Consider the following 19054-nt stretch of genomic DNA (forward strand, 5'->3'; position numbering starts at 1 on the left):
GGGATCCGACCCCGGGGTCGGATCCCTTCCGCAGGAAGGGCTCTGACCCCGGAAAGGGGAATCAGGGCTTCACAGCCAGGGTGACCAGGCCCAGTTCGGTGGCGCCCTGCGCCTTGCCGTTCTGTGCGGCGGTGGCCGGCCAGGTGAAGGGGATCTTCAGCAGTTCGCGGCCGCCCACCTCGCGCACCGCTTCCACCACGAGGGTGTAGTTGCCGGGGGCCAGCCGCTTCAGCGCCGGCTGCTTGTCGGTGAACGACAGCGCGTGCTTGCCGGCCGGGCGGGTGGGACCGGTCACGCCGTCCACCGGCACCTGCAGGGTGCGGCCACTCTTGCGCCACCACTGGCGCAGGTCGGGCAGCCACTTGGTGCCGTGGCCTTCGCTGTTGCTGGTCTGTTGGTACCAGACCGACAGGTTGGCGGCGACCTTCTGGTCGGCACCTTCCAGCCACACCGCCACATACGGGCGGTGGTACTCGGCTACGTTGAGCTTGGGCACTTCAACGTTGATGTCCAACGTGGTGGCGTAGGCGGGGCTGGTGGCCAGCAGGCCGCTGAGGGCGATGGTGAGGGTGACGCGCATGGGGCGGCTCCGAAGGGAACGGTTGGAAGTCAGTGGATCAGCAGCAGGGCGATCAGCAGCGGAATCATCAGGCCCAGGCCGACCAGCGGCCAGGTCATGCGCCGCTGCCGCGCATGCAGGTGCAGCAGGAACAGGCCGGTGATGCAGAACACCAGGCAGGCCACCGCGAACAGGTCCAGGAACCAGCCCCAGGCGGGGCCAGCGTTGCGGCCCTTGTGCAGGTCGTTGAGGTAGGACACCACGCCGCGCGAGGTGGATTCGTATTCCACGGCGCCGGTTTCGCGGTCGATGCTCAACCAGGCATCGCCGCCGGGGCGCGGCAGCGACAGATAGATTTCTTCGGGCGACCATTCGGCCGGGCGGCCGCCGATGGCGATGCCCAGCTGCTGGTCCAGCCACTGCCGCGCCGGGCGCGGGATCGGCGCGTTGCCGTCTTCGCGTGTGCCCAGCTGGGCCAGCAGTGCCTGCGGCAGTTCCAGCTGCTGGTTCTGCACCTGCGGCTTGGCTTCGATCTTCGCCGCATGGTTCAGGGTCAGGCCGGTGGCCGCGAACAGCAGCATGCCGATCAGGCACACCGCCGAGCTGATCCAGTGCCACTGGTGCAGGGTACGCAGCCAGAAGCCACGGCTCTGTTGCTGCTGCACGGTGGACGAGGCAGGACGGCTCACGGTGTTTTTCGGGGCAGGTGAAGACCACCCATTACAGCATTAATGAGAATGGCTCGCAATTAGGTGTCGTTGTGTATCCCGCGCGGGTAGCTCCACGCCATGCGGGGATGGAGCGGTGCCGACCAAGGTTGGCACCCACCAGAGCAGGGCGGTGCCGACCAAGGTTGGCACCCACCAGAGCAGGGCGGTGCCGACCAAGGTTGGCACCCACCACAGCAGGGCGGTGCCAACCAAGGTTGGCACCCACCACAGCAGGGCGGTGCCGACCAAGGTGGGCACCCACCAGAGCAGGGCGGTGCCAACCAAGGTTGGCACCCACCACAGCAGGGCGGTGCCGACCAAGGTTGGCACCCACCAGAGCAGGGCGGTGGGCACCCACCACATCAGGCCGGTGCCGCCACTCAGAAGCGGAAGTTCAGGCTGACCCAGACGCTGCGGGCCTTGTCCTTGTTGTTGTAGTCGTCCTCGAACAGCACTTCGTTGGTGTCATCGGTGTAGATGCCATCGCCGTCCAGATCGGTGAAGAAGGTCTGGTAGGTGGTGAAGTCGCGGTCCAGCAGGTTGTTGATGCGGGCGTTCACCGTCAGCCACTCGGTGGCCTCGAACGAGGCGCCCAGGTGCAGCACGGTGTAATCCTTGTAGTAGCGTTCCTGGCCGGTCACCGTGCTGATGCCGCCATAGCGCTTGGAGCGTGCTTCGGCAGTCAGGAACACGTTGAAGCGGTCGCTGGCGCGCCAGTCGAAGGTGGCGTTGGCCATGTGCCGCGCGCTGTTGCCCAGCGGCCGCCCCTTTTCGGCGCCGCTCTTCTGCTCGCTGTCGGTGAAGGTGTAGTTGGCGCGCAGGCTGAACTGATCGCTGATGTTCCAGCGTCCGGCCACTTCGGCACCCTGGATCACCACCTCGTCGATGTTCACCGTGCGGGTGCTGCTGGCATAGCCCAGATCGGCATATTCACCGGTGGAACTGCACGACAGGGTCAGCGCGGCGCCGCAGGGCTGCGAGGCGATCTTGTCGTCGAAGCGGTTGTGGAAGGCGGTGGCGTTGAAGCTGTGCCCGGCCGGGTGCTGCCAGTAGACGGCCAGTTCGGTGCTGGTGCTGGTTTCCGGCTTCAGGTCGGGGTTGCCGAACATGGGCGAGGTGCCCTGGCCACCGAAACCGATCACGCCGTCGTACAGCTGGGTGGTCTTGGGCGTCTTGAAGCCGGTGCTGATGCCACCCTTCACCGTCCAGGCTTCGTTGACGGTGTACACGCCGTACAGGCGCGGGCTGAGCTGGTCGCCGAACACTTCATGGTCGTCGTAGCGCAGGCCGTAGGTGATCGCCAACGGTGCCAGCACGGTCCAGGTGTCCTCGGCGAACAGCGAGTACATGTTGTGGTCCTGGCTCAGGCCCGGCGTACCGCGTTCGGTACCGAACACGCCGTCGGTCAGTTCACCGCGGATCACCTGCGCGCCGACCACGGCCACGTGCTGGCCGGCGGCCTGGAACGGAATGTCCAGCTTCGCATCCAGGGTGTACTGCTCGCTTTCCAGGGTGCGCGCCGGGCGCGGCAGGAAGGTCGATTCGGCCAGCGCGCGGCGCTCGGCCAGCGGCAGCCCGGCATACGGGCCGGTGGCATCGATCATCTGCAGCAGCTGCACGCGCTCGGCCACGGTGAAGGGCATGGTGCGCCCGTCGTTGTTGGTGGCCACGTGCGAAAGCGAAACCAGGCTGTTGCCAAAGCCCCAGCGGCCTTCGTGGGTGATCGCCCAGGCATCGCGGGTGAATTCCTGGCTGGGGCTGTAGCCCACGCGCGGATCGGCGCGGCGCGACCAGGTGCCGCCGTTGTTGCGGCAGGCGTTGGCGTTGGCGCCGCTGGCACCGCGGCAGAAGTTGCTGCTGCGCCAGATGCTGCTGATGCTGTCCACGGTGCCGACCGGATATTCCTCTTCGCCGGCATCGTTGATCTTGATCGCGTTGTCGTACTCCTGGCGCGAGGTGTCGTAGTCCAGGGTCAGGCGCTGGGCATCGCTGATGTTCCAGTCCAGGCTGATGCCGCCGGCCTTGTTGGTGTTGTCCACGGTCTTGCCACCGCCACCGAAGCCCAGCGAGCGGTCATGGGCCACGCCGCTGGGGTCGAGCACCGGGCTGTACACCGGGTTGGAGGCATCGCGGTCGTACCAGCTGGCACGCGCCGACAGGTTCAGCACGTTGGGCACCAGCGGGCCGGTCACGTAGACATCGGCGGTGCGGTCGTCGCCGAACTGGTCGTCGGTTTCGAACGTGCCGCCCAGCGTGGCCGAACCGCTCCAGCGGTCCAGCGAACGCTTGGTGATGATGTTGATGACGCCGCCCATGGCATCGGCGCCGTACAGGGTGGAGGCCGGGCCGCGGATCACTTCGATGCGCTCGATCGCATCCAGCGGCGGGATGTGGTTGAACTGGTTGCCGCCGAAGTTGTTCGGATAGATGTCGCCGTGGTTGTTCTGGCGGCGGCCGTTGACCAGGATCAGCGTGTAATCCGAGCCCATGCCACGCATGGAAATGGTGCCCTGGCCGGTCTTGTCACGGGTTTCGCCCACGTCCACGCCTTCCAGGTCGCGCACCGCGTCCAGCAGGGTCATGTAGGGGCGGGTGGTCAGCTCTTCCTGGGTGATGACGGAAATGCTGGCCGGGGCGTCGGTGATCTTCTGTTCGAAGCCCGAGGCGGTGACCACCACGGTATCCAGGGTCTGCGGTGCGCCGGCGGCGGCACCGTTGGCGTAGGCAGGGGCGGCGAAGGCTGCCAGCACGGCGCTGGTCAGCAGGTGGCGGGACAGGGACGAACGAACACGATGGCGCTGGGCCATGGCAGGAACCTCGAAGGATGCGAGCGCGCGCGGAACCGCGCGGCAGGCGCGGTGGCGGCAGGAATGCCCGGTCAGGGGCGGCAGGGAACGAACACGCAGCGGCGCGCTGGCTGTACCGCCGATGCGGTCAGCCAGGGCCGGGGATCAGGCCAGCGGCGGCGCCTGGCCGCGTTGCTGGCGACGCCCGGGCGCGTCGGCCCAGGGCGTGTCCGGAGCGGCCAGCGGCCAGTCCGTCTGCGCGACGGCATGCGCCGGCGCGGTGGGGATCAACTGCAGTTCGCTGTGCAGCCACTGGCGCGCCAGCAGCAGGGGCGGCGACGTGTCGGTTTTCTTCTGCGGGGTTGCAGCGCAACGGCGCAGCTTGGCCGGTGCCTCTTCGTGCGCGCCGCGCTCACCGCCACGCTCTTCCAGCGGCTGCTGCTGCGCCTGGGCCAGGCCCGCGTGGGCAACCGGCAACAGCGGCAGGGTGCCCAGCAGCAACGCCAGCATCGCGATCCACGCCAACAGACTGGCCAGTGCAGGCCGGCGGCCGCGCATGGCGGTACCAAGCTGCACGTGGCGAAGCGGGCGGGGGCGAAGCGGGCCAAGCAAGATCGGCAACCCTGGGAGCGGCCGGAACCGCCGGCGTCAACGGGGCGTGATTATAATGAGAGCGGTTAGCAGTTGCAAATGAGAACGATTGTCATGTGGCGTCGCGTGCCGGGTAGATCGCTCAGACCTCGCTCCAGCGCCGCAGCAGGTTGTGGTACACGCCGGTCAACTGCAGTACGGCACCGGGGTCGGCGCTGGTCTGCCGCAGGCGCTCGATGGAGGTGTCCATTTCCCACAGCAGGCGGCGCTGGGCATCGTCGCGGATCATGCTCTGCACCCAGAAGAACGAGGCCACGCGCGCGCCGCGGGTGACCGGAGTGACCTGGTGCAGGCTGCTGGACGGGTAGACGATCAGGTCACCGGCGGGCAGCTTCACTTCGTGTTCGCCGTAGGTATCGCTGATCACCAGCTCGCCGCCGTCGTATTCCTCCGGCGCGGACAGGAACAGGGTGCAGGAAATGTCCGAGCGCAGCTGTTCGCCGTGGGCCAGGTTCATGACTGCGCCGTCCACATGGAAGCCGTAGGTGCCGCCACCGGTGTAGCGGTTGAAACGTGGCGGCAGGATCTTCAGCGGCAGGGCCGCGGCGAAGAACAGCGGGTGGCGCTGCAGCGCGGCCAGCACGATGCTGCCCAGTTCGGCTTTCAACGGCGATGCATCGGGCAACTGCTGGTTGTGCTTCACCCGGGCACCCTGCACGCCCACCGTTTCGCGGCCATCGGCCCAGTCGGCCGCATCCAGGCGCTGCCGCAGCTGGGCGACATCGTCGGAAGACAGGACCTGCGGAATGTGCAGCAGCATGGCGGTTCCTTCAAAGGCGCGGGGGAGACGGGCTCCCCCGCGCGCTGCATCAGAAGCGGATGTCCGCGCTGAGCAGGAAGGTGCGCGGTGCACCCGGGGTGTAACGGTAGCCGCTCTTGTTGATGCTGGCCACGTACTGTTTGTCGAACAGGTTGTAGCCATTCAAGCGCAGCGACACGTGCTCGTTCACGTCCCACGAGACCATGGCGTCGTACACCGCATAGGACTTGGTGAACGACGGGGTGCCCACCGCGCCGTCGGTGCCGCGGTGCATGCCGGCGGCGTAGCGCACGCCACCGCCCACGGTGATGCCGTACGGCAGCACGTAGCTGGTCCAGCCGGTGAACGTATCGTCCGGGGTGTAGGTCAGGTTGGTGGTGCCGTCGGCGGCCACCTTCGCGCCTTCCTTCACTTCGGTATCCAGATGGCTGAAGCCGGCGCTGACCGACCAGTTCTCGGTCACCCGGCCGACCGCCGACAGTTCCACGCCCTTCACCCGCTTGCTGCCGGTCTGGGTGGGGTTGCCGGCATCGTCCAGCACGGTGGTGTTGATCTCGTTGTCCACGTCGGTCTGGAACAGCGCCAGGTTCACCGCCAGTGCGTCATCCATGAAGCCCCACTTGCTGCCCACTTCGAAGGTCTTGGCCTTCTGCGGGTCCAGCTTGGGGTTGTCGGCGCTGCTGGCCGAGCTGCTCAGCTGGAAGTTCGCGCCGCCCGGCGGCTGCTGGGAAATGGCGTAGTTGGCGTACAGGCTGACCGTGTCGCCCACCTTGTACAGCGCGCCCAGCTTCCAGTTCAGCAGGGTGTCGCTGGCTTCCAGGGTGGGGTTGCGCAGCACGGTGCCGGTGGGGTTGCTGCCGCACACCGGGCCGCCACGACCGCCACACACCGACGCGCTGGCGTACTCGGTCCTGTAGTGGTCGGCGCGCACGCCGGCGGTCAGCAGGAAGCTTTCACCGAAGGACAGGGTGTCGAACAGGTAGACCGAGGACGTGGTGGTCTTGCCGTGCGCGTCGGCACCGTTGTGCGCCCAGTTCAGACCGCTGACGTTCCAGTCCGGGTCGTACAGGTTGGCGGCCGGCCAGCTGGTGCCGGCAGCGGCGGCCTGGCCGTAGCTGTCCAGTTCTTCGCGGGTGAATTCCAGGCCGGCGCTGAGTGCGTGGCCGACCGCGCCGGTGGCGAAGTCCGCGCGCAGGTTCAGCTGATCGGTGAGGATCGTATTGCGCTGGTCCTTGAAGGTCGGCAGGCTGCGCGCGATGGCGTAGCTGGAGAGGTCGGCCGGGTTGGTGTAGGTGATGTTGCCGGTCGGGCGGCCGCCCGCGCCGCGCACGCCGGTGCCCATGAAGGCGGTGAGCAGGTAGTCCTGTTCGGTGCGGCCCCAGCGCGCGGTGTTGGTCAGGCGCACGCTGTCGTTGAAGTCGTGCTCGAAACGGAAGGTGGCCATCTGCGCGGTCACGTCATCGTGGTCGGCGCGGGTGCCGTAGAAGTTTTCCGGATTGACCGGGTGCCCGGCCAGTGCTTCCAGGGTCGGCTGCGGGGTCCAGCCCGGCAGGCCCAGGGTGGGCACGCCGCCATCGGGCACGTTGTCCTGCTTCACGTACAGCAGGTTGAGGTAGTAGCGGGTCGCGGTGCCCAGGCCAAAGGCCAGCGAGGGTGCGATGCCCCAGCGCTTGTTCTGCACGTGGTCGCGGCCGGGCTGGTCGCTGTCCTGCCACATGCCGTTGATGCGCAGCGCGCTGGTGGCGCCCAGCGACTGGTTCCAGTCGGCGGTGGTGCGGCGCTGCTGGTCGCTGCCCAGCGAAATGCTGGCCGAGGTGGCGTCCTGCAGGTTGGCCTGCTTGCTGACCAGGTTGATCGCACCGGTCGGTGCCGAACGGCCGTTGTCGGTGCCGGCCGGGCCCTTGGTCACTTCCACCTGTTCGATGTTGAACACATCGCGGGAGATCGAGCCCAGGTCGCGCACACCGTCCACGTACAGGCTGTTGGAGGTGTCGAAGCCGCGCATGAACAGCGCATCGCCAGTGGTGGTGTTGCCGTTCTCGCCGGCATAGAAGGTGCCCACGCCGGGGCTGTTGCGCAGCGCCTCGGTCAGCGTGGTGGCGCCCTGCTGGTTGAACAGGTCGCTGGTGATGACCTGGATGGTCTGCGGGGTGTCCTGCAGGCGCTGGGTGAACTTCGGCGAGGCCACCTTGTCGGCCTTGTAGCCGCGCGTGGCGTGCACGTCGATCTTGTCCAAGGTGCGTGCGTTGTCGGCCGCTTCGGCGTGGGCCAGGGCGGGCAGGGTGGCCAGGCCGAGGCCGGCGGCCAGGGTGGCCAGCGGCAGGGAACGAAGCGGGGTGGCGTGCTTGCGGCTCTTGATGGGGCTCATGGGCATGGGAATGAAAGACAGGAATGGGCCGTCGGCGCGTGCGCGACAGGGGCGGGAACGAGGGCGGGAACAGGAACGCGCGCACCGCGGAGGCGGGCGGGAAACGAGGATGCGGCGAAGCGCGCGCAGGCGCGCCGCGATCAGGCCAGGGTGGCCGGGATGCGGCGAAGCGCGCGCAGGCGCGCCGCGATCAGGCCAGGGTGGCCGGAGGCGCGTGCGAGGGCGGCTGGCGCCGGTTGCCGGTGGCGACCGCCGTGGTGACTGCCGGGGCGACCGTGGTGTGCGGCGGCGCGACCGGCGGCGTGCTCTGGCAGAGCTGCGCAGGCGGCAGGGGTTCGTCTTCGGGCCCACCTTCGGCCGGCGCTTCGCTGCGCGGCAGGGGCTCGTCAGGGGGCAGGCCGCCGTCGGGCGCGTGCGGCGCGCTGTCCAGCACAGTGGCTGGGGAGGCCGCCATCATCGACGGTGCTGCCGCGCCCCGGCCCTCATGCAGGGCCGACCAGCCCAGCAACAGGGTCAGCAGCGCTGCGGCAAGCAGCGGCCACCCCTGACGGGCAAGCTGGCACAGCGTGGCGGTGGCCGCAGGCAAAGCCATGGCGCGGGAGCGTTACAAACCGTTACGAATGAGGCGCGCAGGATAACACCAACGATAATGATTCGCATCTGCGCAGTCGGCGGGCGTTCGTGAACGGGCCTGGGGCGGCCTAGCGGGCCGGTGGCGGCCAGTGCGGGTTCAATCCGCCCCTGGGGTGGACGGGCGCGCGCCGGGGCGCGCAACGCCCTTGCTGGGTCAATCGCGGTCGTCGCGGGTCCAGATTGCGTCGTGCTCGCGCTTCACCGGAAACTTCGGCACGGCGGTGTAGGCCGGGGCACAGAGGGCGCGACCATCGCGCACGTCGAACCGCGCGCCATGCAGCACGCATTCGATGCTGCCTTCGCTGGTGTTGAACTCACCCGAGGACAGTTCGAATTCCTCGTGGGTGCACTGGTCTTCCAGCGCATACAGCTCGCCGTCCAGGTTGAACACGACGATGGGCGTGCCGGTCACCTCGTCGAACACGCTCTTCATTTCACCCGGCAGCAGTTCCGCGCCGGCGCAGACGAAGGTCCAGGCCTCGCTCATGCCGATGCCCCGGCCAGCGGCTTTTCCAGGATTTCAAAGCGCAGGTCGTCGCGCTTGGGAATGCCGAAGCGTTCGTCGCCATAGGGGAAGGGCTTCTTGATGCCGGTGCGCTGGTAGCCGCGGCGCTCGTAGAAGGCGATCAGTTCGTCGCGCACGTCGATCACCGTCATCTGCATGACCGGCAGCTGCCACTCGCGCGCGGCATGGGCTTCGGCCGCTTCCATCAGCTGCTTGCCGACGCCACCGCCCTGCTGGGCCGGGTCGACCGAGAACATGCCGAAGTAGCCCTTGCCGTCGACATCGGCGACGTGGGCGCAGGCCACCATGTGGCCCTCGCGTTCGGCCAGCAGGATGGTCGAGCGCGGGCGGTCCAGGTCGGCCTGGATGCCTTCGGCGTCGATGCGGGCACCGTCCAGCAGGTCGGCTTCGGTGGTCCAGCCCACGCGGCTGGCATCGCCACGGTAGGCGGAGGTGACCAGGGTGATCAGGGCGGGGATGTCGGCCGGCGTGGCGGCGCGGAAAGTCAGGGTGCTCATGCCGCCATTCTAGGTGGGGTGGGCGCGCCCGCAAATGGTCCGGGGCAATGGGATGGGGTCAGATCCCTTTCGCAGCGCGAAAGGGCTCTGACCCCAATCGGACGACGCCATGGCGGGTAGTCGACCGACTGCCTTCGGAGCGGCAGCAGCAGATGCTGGGGGTCAGATCCCTTTGCCCGGCAAAGGGCTCTGACCCCCTTGGCAATCGGAGACGCCCATGCCCCGCCCGCGCCGCATTGATGCACCAGGTTTCCCGCAGCACGTCGTCCAGCGCGGCAACAACCGGCAGACGGTGTTCTTCAGCGATGGCGACCGCGTTGCCTACCTGCGTCTGCTGTGCAGCCAGGCGGATCAGCAGGCATGCCGGGTCCACGCCTACGTCCTGATGCACAACCATGTCCATCTGCTGGTGACACCTGATTCGCCCGGTGGGCTCTCGAGGATGATGCAGGCGGTGAGCCGTGCCTATGTGCGCCGGGTGAACGAGCGGCAGGGCCGAAGCGGCACCCTCTGGGAAGGGCGCTTTCACTCCACGCTGGTGGATTCGGATCGGTACCTGCTCGCCTGCCAGCGCTACATCGAGCTCCATCCGGTGCGGGCGGAGATGGTGGCGCATCCCGGGGACTACCGCTGGTCGAGCTACGGGGCCAATGCATCGGGCAGGGTGAACGCGCTGTTGGTGCCGCATTCTGCGTTCGAGCTGATGGCTGCGGATGTGGAGGAGCGCCGCAGGCGCTACGCCGCGTTCATCGAACAGGGCATTCCTGCGGGGGATCTGGCTTCGATACGGAAGGCATTGCAGTCGCAGCGGCGGTTGGCTGGTGCATTGACGGGGTCAGAGCCCTTTCGCGCTGCGAAAGGGATCTGACCCCTTGCTGGCCCCGCTCTGCGGGCTCAGCCCAGCAGTTTGCGCACCTTGTTCAGCGCCACGATGAAGCGCTCGATCTCGGCGTGGGTGTTGTAGAACGCCAGCGAGGCACGGCAGGTGGCGGCGACGCCGTAGTACTGCAGCAGCGGGTGCGCGCAGTGCTGGCCCGAGCGCACGGCCACGCCTTCCAGGTCGAGCAGGGTGGCCAGATCGTGGGAGTGCGCGCCGTCGATCAGGAACGAGACGACGGCTGCCTTGTCCGGCGTGGTGCCGAAGATGCGCAGACCATCGATCTTCTGCAGTTCCTCGGTGAAGTGCGCCAGCAGTTCCGCCTCCCGTGCTTCCACGTGCTCCAGCCCAAGGCCGTCCAGGTAATCGGCGGCCACGCCCAGGCCGATGAAGCCGGCGATGTTCGGGGTGCCGGCTTCAAACTTGTGCGGGGCGTCGTTGAACACGGTGCCGTCGAAGCTGACTTCCTTGATCATCTCGCCACCGCCGAGGAACGGCGGCATGGCGTCGAGATGTTCGCGGCGTGCCCACAGCGCGCCGGTGCCGGTCGGGCCGCACATCTTGTGCCCGGTGATGGCATAGAAGTCGCAGCCGATCGCGGCCACGTCCACCTTGCGATGCGGCACGGCCTGCGAACCATCGACCACGGTGACGATGCCGCGCTTGCGCGCTTCACGGCAGATCTCGCGCACCGGGTTGACCGTGCCCAGCACGTTGGAGACGTGGGCCACGGCCAGCAGCTTGACTTCGGGGGTCATGGCCTGGCGCAGTGCATCCAGGTCCAGCGCGCCCTCGGGGGTGATCTCGGCCACGCGGATGGTCGCGCCGGTGCGCTGGGCGACCAGCTGCCACGGCACGATGTTGGCATGGTGCTCCATGCGCGAGACCAGGATGACATCACCGGCCTTCAGCCGCGGCAGCGCCCACGAATACGCCACCAGGTTCAGTGCGAAGGTGGTGCCGCTGCACAGCACCAGCTCGCTGGCGCGGACGTTCAGGAAGCGCGCCAGCTTGTTGCGCGCACCTTCGTAGGCGTCGGTGGCTTCGGTGCCCAGCGCGTGCACCGCACGGCTGACATTGGCGTTGTAGCGGCGGTAGAACTCGTCCACCGCGCCGATCACCTGCACCGGCTTCTGGCCGGTGTTGGCGTTGTCGAAATAGACCAGCGGCTTGCCGTGCACTTCGCGCATCAGCAGCGGGAAGTCCAGGCGCACGCGGTCCCAGTCGGGGGCAGCGGCGCGTTCTTCGATCGGGCGCGGGGTGGACAGGTTCATGCCACGCCTGCCTCGGCCAGGGCCTTGTCCAGGCGCCGTGCCAGCTGCTCGCGCAGCGCGTCGGGCAGCACCTTCAGCGGTTCGTGGCAGAACGCGGCGCTCAGCAGCGCCTGCGCCTCGGCCTGCGGCAGGCCGCGCGAGCGCAGGTAGAACAGCGCGTTGGCATCGAGCTGGCCGACGGTGGCACCGTGTGCGGCCTTCACTTCGTCGGCGTCGATCACCAGCACCGGCTGGGTGTCGATCTCGGCATCGGCCGACAGCAGCAGGTTCTTGTTGGACAGGTTCGCGTCGGTGCCATCGGCGCCTTCGCGGATCTGGATGCCGCCATGGAACACCACGCGGCTGCGGTTGGCGGCCACGCCGCGCCACAGCAGCTCGCTGCGGGTATCGCGGGCAATGTGGTCGATGCCCAGGCGGGTGTCGACGTGGCGGCGGCCATTGCCCAGCAGCACGCCGTTGGCGGTCAGCTGTGCGTTGTCGCCTTCCAGGCGCACGTTCAGCTCGTGGCGGCTGAGTGCGGCGCCCAGTTCCAGATCCACGCGGTGGTACTGCGCATCGCGCGCCAGCACCGCATCGGTACGCAGGAAGCTGGTCTGGCGCGCGCTGCCGGCCTGCACGCGGGCGTGCGTGAGCACGGCATCGCGGGCGACGTGGGCGTGCAGCACGGTGTTGTCCAGGTGGGCCGAATCGCCCACGCTGAAGCGGTGCTCGACCACGCCCAGGCTGGCGCCGGCACGCAGTTCGATCAGGTGGCGGTGGTGCCAGGCCAGGTCGGTATCGCCGACCACGCTGGCGAACACCAGCTGCAGCGGCACTTCAACCTGCACGCCTTCATCCACGCGCAGCACCACGCCTTCATCGGCCAGGGCGGCGTTGAGGCGGGCAAACACTTCGTCGCTGCGCTCGTAGCGGCGGCCAAGGAAGCGCGCGGCATCCTCGCCGGCGGCCAGTGCGCTGGACAGCGCTTCCAGCTGCACGCCGGCCGGCAGGCCGTGGGTGTCGCTCAGGCCATCGTGCAGACGGCCGTTGACGAACACCAGGCGCGGTGCGGGAATGTCCGCCAGTGCCTCGGCATCCAGCGCGGCCGGGGCCTGCGGTGCGGGGGCGAAGGCGCGGCGCTCCAGCTGGCGCAGCGAGGTGTACTTCCAGGCTTCGCTGCGTGCAGCCGGCAGGCCGTCGCGCAGGGCGGCATCGAGCACGTCGCGGCGCGCATCGCTGCCGCAGAAGGCCTGGGCCATCGAGTCGAGCAGGGCGCTCATCAGACGGCCGCCTCGCGCACCACGCGATCCTTCAGGAAGTCGTAGCCGTGGGCTTCCAGTTCCAGCGCCAGTTCCGGGCCACCGGTCTTGACGATGCGGCCGTCGGCCAGCACGTGCACCACGTCCGGCTTGATGTAGTCCAGCAGGCGCTGGTAGTGGGTGATGACCAGGAACGAACGGTCGGCCGCGCGCAGCGCGTTCACGCCGTCGGCCACGCTCTTCAGCGCGTCGATGTCCAGGCCCGAATCGGTTTCGTCCAGGATCGCCAGCTTCGGCTCCAGCACGGCCAGCTGGAAGATCTCGTTGCGCTTCTTCTCACCACCGGAGAAGCCTTCGTTCACGCCACGGTGCAGCAGCTCGTCCTTCAGGTGAAGCACGGCCAGCTTCTGCCGCACCAGCTTGAGGAACTGCATGGAATCCAGCTCGTCCTGGCCGCGCGCCTTGCGCTGTGCATTCAGTGCGGCGCGCAGGAAGTAGGTGTTGTTCACGCCGGGGATTTCCACCGGGTACTGGAACGCCAGGAACAGGCCAGCGGCGGCGCGCGCTTCCGGGTCCTGGTCGAGCAGGTCCACACCGTCGAACTGCACGCTGCCTTCGGTGACTTCGTAGCCGTCGCGGCCGGCCAGGACATTGCCCAGGGTGGACTTGCCGGCGCCGTTGGGGCCCATGATGGCGTGCACCTGGCCGGGCTTCACGTCCAGCGACAGGCCCTTGAGGATTTCCTTGTCGCCGATGCGGGCGTGGAGGTTGTCGATCTTCAGCATGATACGAATCCAGTAGCGCCACGCCGTGCGTGGCTGAATAATCAGAACGAAGGCAGCAGGCGGGTCAACCCACCGACCCTTCCAGCGAGACTTCCAGCAGCTTCTTGGCTTCCACTGCGAATTCCATCGGCAGTTCGCGGAACACCTGCTTGCAGAAGCCGTCGACGATCATCGACACCGCGTCTTCCTGGCTGATGCCACGGGCGCGGCAGTAGAACAGCTGGTCGTCGGAAATCTTCGAGGTGGTGGCCTCGTGCTCGACGGTGGCGCCCGGGTTCTTCACCTCGATGTAGGGGAAGGTGTGGGCGCCGCACTGCTTGCCGATCAGCAGCGAATCGCACTGGGTGTAGTTGCGCGCGCCATCGGCGTTGCGGTCGACCTTGACCAGGCCGCGGTAGGTGTTCTGGCCGCGGCCGGCGCTGATGCCCTTGCTGACGATCTTGCTCTTGGTGCGCTTGCCGACGTGGATCATCTTGGTGCCGGTGTCGGCCTGCTGGCGGTGGTGGGTGAGCGCCACCGAATGGAACTCGCCCACCGAATCGTCGCCAAGCAGCACGCAGGAGGGGTACTTCCAGGTAATGGCCGAACCGGTCTCGACCTGGGTCCAGGTGACCTTGCTGCGCGCGCCACGGCATTCGGCACGCTTGGTGACGAAGTTGTAGATGCCGCCCACGCCGTTCTCGTCGCCCGGGTACCAGTTCTGCACCGTGGAATACTTGATCTCCGCGTCTTCCAGCGCCACCAGTTCCACCACCGCGGCGTGCAGCTGGTTCTCATCGCGCATCGGCGCGGTGCAGCCTTCCAGGTAGGACACGTAGGCCTTGTCCTCGCACACGATCAGGGTGCGCTCGAACTGGCCGGTGTGGCCGGCGTTGATGCGGAAGTAGGTGCTCAGTTCCATCGGGCAGCGCACGCCCTTGGGAATGAACACGAAGCTGCCATCGGAGAACACGGCCGAGTTCAGCGCGGCGAAGTAATTGTCGCCCACCGGCACCACGGTGCCCAGGTATTGGCGCACCAGCTCCGGGTGTTCCTTGATGGCCTCGGACATGGAACAGAAGATGATGCCCTTCTCGGCCAGTTCCTTGCGGAAGGTGGTACCGACGGACACCGAGTCGAACACGGCGTCCACCGCCACGCCGGCCAGCTTGGCGCGCTCGTGCAGCGGCACGCCCAGCTTGTCGTAGGTATCGAGCAGTTCCTTGGGCACGTCATCCAGCGAGGCGTACTTCGGGCCCTTCGGCGCGGAGTAGTAGCTGAGCGCCTGCAGGTCGATCGGGGCGATCTGCAGCTTGGCCCAGTTCGGCATCGGCATGGTCAGGAAGTGACGGTAGGCGTCCAGGCGCCACTGCGTCATCCATTCCGGCTCTTCCTTCTTGGCCGACAGGGCACGGATGGTGTCCTCGTCCAGGCCGGCAGGAAGCGAGTCCGATTCGATCTCGGTGATGAAGCCGGCCGAGTACTTGCGGCCGAGCTGCTCGTGGATCTCGCGGTTGGGGGTGTCGTCGTGGGCGACGGTTTCGATGGTTTCGGTGGCCATGGGGGGGCTGCCTACGGATCAGGAGACGACGTCGACAGCGATGGTGCGGCGCTGTTCGTCATCGACAAGGGGAAGAGGGGGCAGGATCTGGGCCAGGCTGACAGCGCGCAGGGCCTCGGACACCACATCGTTGATCAGCCGCCAGCTGCTGCGCGCGCCGCACTTGGGCGCCATGCCGCACTGGTGGTGGTCGTGGCTGCATTCGGTCAGGGCCAGCGGCCCTTCCATCGCTTCGACCACCTCGAACAGGGTGATCTGCCCGGGCGCGCGGGTCAGCCGGTAGCCGCCGCGCACGCCGCGCAGGCCTTCGACCAGACCGGCCTGGGCCAGCGGCTTGAGCACCTTGCTGACGGTGGGCGGTTCCAGACCAGTGAATTCAGCCAGTTCGGTGGCACTGAGCACCTCGCCCGGGCGGGCGGCGAGCACGGTCAGCACGACGGTGGCGTAATCGGTGAGCTTGGTGACGCGCAACATGGGGATGCGAGTGGTTCTTAAAGCGGACTGAAATTGTACGCTTTTCTTCGCCGGCATCCAACCCGGCCATTCAGCCGGCGCTGGGCCGGCGGCGGGGCACCCCGGCAGCGGGGTGGGGCGACATGCTGCGGCATGGGGGTGATTTTCGCAATCACTGTGAATGGGTGAGAATCGGGGTTCCTATTGCTGCCAACCCCCTTGCCGATGCCCAAGAAGATCCAAGCCCGCAAGTCCGCCATCCATGGCAACGGCGTGTTCGCCGTGGCCCCGATCAAGCAGGGCGAGCGCGTGATCCAGTACAAGGGCCTGCTGCGCAGCCATGGCGATGTCGATGCCGATGACAGCGGCGATGTGGAAAGCGGCCACACCTTCCTGTTCACCCTGAACGATGACTGGGTGATCGATGCCAACTACAAGGGTAACGACGCGCGCTGGATCAACCACAGCTGCGACCCGAACTGCGAAGCGGTGATCGAGGAAGACGAAGACGGTGACAGCCGCGGCGACAAGGTGTTCATCGAGGCGGTGCGCGATATCAAGGACGGCGAAGAGCTGACCTACAACTACGGCATCGTGCTGGCCGAGCGCCACACCGCCAAGCTGAAGAAGATCTGGGAGTGCCGCTGCGGTTCGCCCAAGTGCACCGGCACGATGCTGCAGCCCAAGCGCTGAGCGGTATCTGTAGCGTCGGGCCATGCTCGACTGCTTTGCTAAGGGCAGTCGAGCAAGCTCGACTCTACAAGGGCCGCCTGCACCTGGCGTGCCCGACGATATCCCGTTGGCGGCGTGAGCGGTAGCGCCGGGCCATGCCCGGCGCTACCTTATTTGCCCAGCAGGCCGGCGGGCACCAGGCTGCCCAGGTTCTGGTTGAAGGTGACCACCAGCTTGCCGTTCTTCACCTGCGCTGACTGCACCTGCAGGGCGCCCAGCACGCCGGCCACGGCCGGGTCCAGCTTGTAGATGGGTTCGCGGCGCGCGTAGTCGCTCAGGGCGGCGTTGAGCAGGGCGCGGGTGCGCGAATCCAGGCGCCCGCCCTGGCTGGCCGGGGTGAAATCGTCCACGGTCGGCTCCTGCAGGTGGAAGCCCTGGGTCTGTGCGTCGTAGCGCAGGCCGCTGCTCAGCTTCACCTTGCCCAGGTTGGTGGGGTTGCCGCCCGCGGTGGCCAAGGCCAGGTCCATGCCCAGGTTCAAGCGTTCGCCAGCCGGCAGGCTCAGCTGCGGGTGGCTCATGGTCAGGGCGATCAGTCCGCCCAGCGCGTCCTGGGTACGCGGGAAGCTGCCATCCAGATACTGCTGGACGTCGCTGGCACCGACCGACAGTTCGCGGCCGGAAATCGAGGGGGCTGCCTGTGCGCCGATCGCCGCGGCGATCAGGACAGTGGATGCAGCAACACGGGTCAGCAGGGAACGCAGGCGCATGGCGGTGACCGGGCAGGTGGTGGGGTGGCTCACAGAGTAGCGGTGGCCGCTGAATCGCGGGTGCACGCTGCGAAAGGGATTCAGTCCAGCGTGGGTTCCAGCTTCGCCGACTGGATCTGCCAGCCCTGGCCGTCCGCGCGTGGCTGCACGCGGTACCAGCCGTGGAAGCGGAAGCTGCCCTGGCCGGTCGTGGCACGCACCCGTACCGGCACTTCCAGCAGTCGGCTGGGGCGTTCGTGGTCGCGGGGAACGGGCGGTTCGCTGTCCAGCCGCAGGCTGCGCAGGTCCGGCAGCTGCCGCAGCAGCGCGTCGTCGGCATGCCGCGGGTCGGCCGGGGCGAAGGTCCAGGCCGCATCACTGCTGCTGCGGTTGCCGTTGAGCAGGTCCAGCATGTAGCGGTTGAGCATATGGGCGGGTGCTTCGCTGCCGGCTGCGACTGCGCCGAACAGCGGGTCAACCGTCTGCGTTGCGAGGGCGCCTGGCGGGGCGTCGGCAGCAGGGGCCGTCGCGACAGCTGCGTCGGCCGCCGCGGCGGTGGTGGCGGCCGACGCGGGTGCGTCCACCGGGGCGCGCGAACACCCGATCAGGGCAAGGGCAAGGCACCCGCCCAACATACTGCGCATGTCTGCCTCCTCCCCGAGGCCAATGGGAGGCGGCAGTGTATCGGCTGGGCGGGAATCAGCGCGATGCGATGCGCTGGTCCAACGCCTGCAGCGCGGCCAGCAGGTCGGGCGCCACCGTCGCCAGGGCGTGGCCTTCGCTGTCGGCATGGCGCTGGACGATATCGCGCAGCAACTGCGCGGCGACCACCAGGGTGGCGCGCTCGTCACCGCTCAGGCCGGGCGTGCGCGGGGCGGCTTCCAGCAGGCGCATCAGGTCGCGGCTGGCGCGGTGTTCCAGTTCGATGGTGCAGCGCCCGGTGCACTGGTGCCCGTCCTTTTCGATGGGGGTCACCGAGATCCGGTAGCGGGTGGAGGGGCTGGCCATGAGAGGTGTGCTCGCCTGTAGGTGGGGGATGTGCCCACCATAGGCAAGGCGGTGACCGGCGGCGACGGCCCGCGCTGCACGCAGTGTTCCACCCGGTTCGTTCCCGAAGCGGAAAATGCCGGCTGCGGCCAATGCTGGCGCGGCTGTGGGCGGGCAGGGCACGCGCAGGGAAACGCTGTGTTGCGGACTGTCCTGGGGTGGCGCGCATCCACGCATGGCGTGGATCTACTGGCGGGTTGTCTGGGCGTGGGTACATTGCGCGCAAAAAAAACGGGACGGCCTGGGCCGTCCCGTCAGAAGATCGCCGTGGGGCGCGCGCTTACAGCGCAGCGTCCTTGAGCTTCTTCAGCGGGCGAACCTTGAGCTTGGTGGTGGCCGGCTTGGCGGCGAACCACTGTTCTTCCTTGGTGAACGGGTTGATGCCCTTGCGCTTCGGCTTGGCCGGCACATTGACGGTGGAGATCTTCAGCAGGCCCGGCAGGGTGAAGGAGCCAGCGCCCTTCTTGTGCACCGAGGAAGCGACAGCGCTTTCCAGCGAGGCCAGCACAGCGCGCACGTCCTTGGCGACAACGCCGGACGCTTCAGCGATGTGTGCAACCAGGCCCGACTTGGTCAGCACTTCCTTGATCGGCTTCGGAGCGGCCGGCTTGGCGGCTGCCTTCGTCGCGACTTTCTTCACTGCCTTTTTCGGGGCAGCCTTCTTAGCGGTCTTTGCCATGGTTTCCTGTTCCGTGAACGGTTGGTTGTTTGGTCGGCGCCGAACCCCGTCGGCAAGCGCAATGTAGGGCAACTCGTGGGCGCCGCCAATAGCCCGGAGTGCTGAAAGTGCAGGTTTTTTCATATCCAGACCGATTCAGTACATGGCGCGCGGCAGGGGATTGCGCGGCTCTGGTGCGCTGCGGGATGCGGGCGATCTGCGCGAAAGTACTGAAAACAAGGGAAAAATGCGCCATCGCCTGGCGAAGAAGTGT

At 67.6% G+C, this 19054-nt stretch carries 20 protein-coding genes; 2 read left to right on the forward strand and 18 right to left on the reverse strand.

Going from position 1 to position 19054, the window contains the following annotated elements; translation table 11 throughout:
* Nucleotides 1-61: 61 nt before the first annotated feature.
* The 9 genes from G4G00_RS13390 to G4G00_RS13430 form a co-directional block, all read right to left on the reverse strand.
* A complete protein-coding gene (locus G4G00_RS13390) occupies nt 62-580 on the reverse strand; it encodes a DUF2271 domain-containing protein (protein WP_164274264.1) in 519 nt (172 codons plus the stop codon).
* Between the two features lie 29 nt (nt 581-609).
* The gene (locus G4G00_RS13395; protein WP_108748831.1) at nt 610-1248 is read right to left on the reverse strand and encodes a PepSY-associated TM helix domain-containing protein; all 639 of its coding nucleotides are present in this window, start codon (nt 1246-1248) and stop codon (nt 610-612) included.
* 401 nt (nt 1249-1649) lie between these two features.
* Nucleotides 1650-4076 carry a TonB-dependent receptor gene (locus G4G00_RS13400; protein WP_164274267.1) on the reverse strand — a complete coding sequence of 809 codons (2427 nt, stop codon included), beginning with the start codon at nt 4074-4076 and terminating at the stop codon, nt 1650-1652.
* 144 nt (nt 4077-4220) lie between these two features.
* A complete protein-coding gene (locus G4G00_RS13405) occupies nt 4221-4613 on the reverse strand; it encodes a hypothetical protein (RefSeq protein WP_164274269.1) in 393 nt (130 codons plus the stop codon).
* A gap of 175 nt (nt 4614-4788) precedes the next feature.
* Complete coding sequence (locus G4G00_RS13410; protein WP_108755601.1) at nt 4789-5466, reverse strand: Fe2+-dependent dioxygenase; 678 nt, start codon at nt 5464-5466, stop codon at nt 4789-4791.
* Between the two features lie 49 nt (nt 5467-5515).
* Nucleotides 5516-7834, reverse strand: a complete 2319-nt coding sequence (locus tag G4G00_RS13415) for a catecholate siderophore receptor Fiu (RefSeq protein WP_164274272.1) — start codon at nt 7832-7834, stop codon at nt 5516-5518.
* 190 nt (nt 7835-8024) lie between these two features.
* Nucleotides 8025-8426 carry a hypothetical protein gene (locus G4G00_RS13420; RefSeq protein WP_108752401.1) on the reverse strand — a complete coding sequence of 134 codons (402 nt, stop codon included), beginning with the start codon at nt 8424-8426 and terminating at the stop codon, nt 8025-8027.
* Between the two features lie 195 nt (nt 8427-8621).
* Entirely contained in the window at nt 8622-8954 is a 333-nt protein-coding gene (locus G4G00_RS13425; protein ID WP_108748836.1) for a non-heme iron oxygenase ferredoxin subunit, read from the reverse strand.
* On the reverse strand, nt 8951-9490 hold the full coding sequence (locus tag G4G00_RS13430; protein WP_164274275.1) for a GNAT family N-acetyltransferase: 540 nt from the start codon (nt 9488-9490) through the stop codon (nt 8951-8953). Before G4G00_RS13430 ends, G4G00_RS13425 begins: the two co-directional genes overlap by 4 nt.
* Before the next feature lie 217 nt (nt 9491-9707).
* On the opposite strand from G4G00_RS13430, the gene G4G00_RS13435 reads away from it, so the two are divergent.
* Nucleotides 9708-10358 (forward strand): transposase, encoded by a 651-nt coding sequence (locus G4G00_RS13435; RefSeq protein WP_164274278.1) that lies wholly within the window; start codon nt 9708-9710, stop codon nt 10356-10358.
* Nucleotides 10359-10384: 26 nt separating this feature from the next.
* Here G4G00_RS13435 and G4G00_RS13440 read toward each other — a convergent pair whose 3' ends face one another.
* The 5 genes from G4G00_RS13440 to G4G00_RS13460 all read right to left on the reverse strand — a co-directional run bounded on the left by G4G00_RS13440 (nt 10385) and on the right by G4G00_RS13460 (nt 15678).
* The gene (locus G4G00_RS13440) at nt 10385-11641 is read right to left on the reverse strand and encodes a cysteine desulfurase (RefSeq protein ID WP_108752404.1); all 1257 of its coding nucleotides are present in this window, start codon (nt 11639-11641) and stop codon (nt 10385-10387) included.
* On the reverse strand, nt 11638-12900 hold the full coding sequence (gene sufD / locus G4G00_RS13445; protein ID WP_108752405.1) for a Fe-S cluster assembly protein SufD: 1263 nt from the start codon (nt 12898-12900) through the stop codon (nt 11638-11640). Before sufD ends, G4G00_RS13440 begins: the two co-directional genes overlap by 4 nt.
* Nucleotides 12900-13664, reverse strand: coding sequence for a Fe-S cluster assembly ATPase SufC (gene sufC, locus G4G00_RS13450; protein ID WP_108748841.1), 765 nt, complete (start codon nt 13662-13664; stop codon nt 12900-12902). Before sufC ends, sufD begins: the two co-directional genes overlap by 1 nt.
* A gap of 64 nt (nt 13665-13728) precedes the next feature.
* Complete coding sequence (gene sufB, locus G4G00_RS13455) at nt 13729-15204, reverse strand: Fe-S cluster assembly protein SufB (protein ID WP_108748842.1); 1476 nt, start codon at nt 15202-15204, stop codon at nt 13729-13731.
* A gap of 18 nt (nt 15205-15222) precedes the next feature.
* Entirely contained in the window at nt 15223-15678 is a 456-nt protein-coding gene (locus tag G4G00_RS13460) for an SUF system Fe-S cluster assembly regulator (protein ID WP_108748843.1), read from the reverse strand.
* A gap of 204 nt (nt 15679-15882) precedes the next feature.
* Between G4G00_RS13460 and G4G00_RS13465 the strand changes: the two genes are divergently transcribed.
* Entirely contained in the window at nt 15883-16350 is a 468-nt protein-coding gene (locus G4G00_RS13465) for an SET domain-containing protein-lysine N-methyltransferase (RefSeq protein ID WP_108752406.1), read from the forward strand.
* 149 nt (nt 16351-16499) lie between these two features.
* Here the strand turns inward: G4G00_RS13465 and G4G00_RS13470 are convergent, their stop codons facing one another.
* The 4 genes from G4G00_RS13470 to G4G00_RS13485 all read right to left on the reverse strand — a co-directional run bounded on the left by G4G00_RS13470 (nt 16500) and on the right by G4G00_RS13485 (nt 18801).
* Nucleotides 16500-17096, reverse strand: coding sequence for a DUF1439 domain-containing protein (locus tag G4G00_RS13470; RefSeq protein ID WP_108754744.1), 597 nt, complete (start codon nt 17094-17096; stop codon nt 16500-16502).
* An 80-nt stretch (nt 17097-17176) separates the two neighbouring features.
* Nucleotides 17177-17719, reverse strand: coding sequence for a hypothetical protein (locus G4G00_RS13475; RefSeq protein WP_108752407.1), 543 nt, complete (start codon nt 17717-17719; stop codon nt 17177-17179).
* 55 nt (nt 17720-17774) lie between these two features.
* Entirely contained in the window at nt 17775-18083 is a 309-nt protein-coding gene (locus tag G4G00_RS13480; protein ID WP_108752408.1) for a DUF3861 family protein, read from the reverse strand.
* Nucleotides 18084-18402: 319 nt separating this feature from the next.
* Nucleotides 18403-18801 (reverse strand): HU family DNA-binding protein, encoded by a 399-nt coding sequence (locus tag G4G00_RS13485; protein ID WP_108748848.1) that lies wholly within the window; start codon nt 18799-18801, stop codon nt 18403-18405.
* Nucleotides 18802-19054: the final 253 nt, after the last annotated feature.

The organism is Stenotrophomonas sp. B1-1 (assembly GCF_010894375.1).
GTDB lineage: Bacteria > Pseudomonadota > Gammaproteobacteria > Xanthomonadales > Xanthomonadaceae > Stenotrophomonas.

Coding starts and splice junctions, on each gene's coding strand:
- G4G00_RS13390 (WP_164274264.1), bottom strand. CDS start 580: ATGCGCGTCACCCTCACCATCGCCCTCAGCGGCCTGCTGGCCACCAGC.
- G4G00_RS13400 (WP_164274267.1), bottom strand. CDS start 4,076: ATGGCCCAGCGCCATCGTGTTCGTTCGTCCCTGTCCCGCCACCTGCTG.
- G4G00_RS13405 (WP_164274269.1), bottom strand. CDS start 4,613: ATGCGCGGCCGCCGGCCTGCACTGGCCAGTCTGTTGGCGTGGATCGCG.
- G4G00_RS13410 (WP_108755601.1), bottom strand. CDS start 5,466: ATGCTGCTGCACATTCCGCAGGTCCTGTCTTCCGACGATGTCGCCCAG.
- G4G00_RS13415 (WP_164274272.1), bottom strand. CDS start 7,834: ATGAGCCCCATCAAGAGCCGCAAGCACGCCACCCCGCTTCGTTCCCTG.
- G4G00_RS13420 (WP_108752401.1), bottom strand. CDS start 8,426: ATGGCTTTGCCTGCGGCCACCGCCACGCTGTGCCAGCTTGCCCGTCAG.
- G4G00_RS13425 (WP_108748836.1), bottom strand. CDS start 8,954: ATGAGCGAGGCCTGGACCTTCGTCTGCGCCGGCGCGGAACTGCTGCCG.
- G4G00_RS13430 (WP_164274275.1), bottom strand. CDS start 9,490: ATGAGCACCCTGACTTTCCGCGCCGCCACGCCGGCCGACATCCCCGCC.
- G4G00_RS13435 (WP_164274278.1), top strand. CDS start 9,708: ATGCCCCGCCCGCGCCGCATTGATGCACCAGGTTTCCCGCAGCACGTC.
- G4G00_RS13440 (WP_108752404.1), bottom strand. CDS start 11,641: ATGAACCTGTCCACCCCGCGCCCGATCGAAGAACGCGCCGCTGCCCCC.
- sufD (WP_108752405.1), bottom strand. CDS start 12,900: ATGAGCGCCCTGCTCGACTCGATGGCCCAGGCCTTCTGCGGCAGCGAT.
- sufC (WP_108748841.1), bottom strand. CDS start 13,664: ATGCTGAAGATCGACAACCTCCACGCCCGCATCGGCGACAAGGAAATC.
- sufB (WP_108748842.1), bottom strand. CDS start 15,204: ATGGCCACCGAAACCATCGAAACCGTCGCCCACGACGACACCCCCAAC.
- G4G00_RS13460 (WP_108748843.1), bottom strand. CDS start 15,678: ATGTTGCGCGTCACCAAGCTCACCGATTACGCCACCGTCGTGCTGACC.
- G4G00_RS13465 (WP_108752406.1), top strand. CDS start 15,883: ATGCCCAAGAAGATCCAAGCCCGCAAGTCCGCCATCCATGGCAACGGC.
- G4G00_RS13470 (WP_108754744.1), bottom strand. CDS start 17,096: ATGCGCCTGCGTTCCCTGCTGACCCGTGTTGCTGCATCCACTGTCCTG.
- G4G00_RS13475 (WP_108752407.1), bottom strand. CDS start 17,719: ATGCGCAGTATGTTGGGCGGGTGCCTTGCCCTTGCCCTGATCGGGTGT.
- G4G00_RS13480 (WP_108752408.1), bottom strand. CDS start 18,083: ATGGCCAGCCCCTCCACCCGCTACCGGATCTCGGTGACCCCCATCGAA.
- G4G00_RS13485 (WP_108748848.1), bottom strand. CDS start 18,801: ATGGCAAAGACCGCTAAGAAGGCTGCCCCGAAAAAGGCAGTGAAGAAA.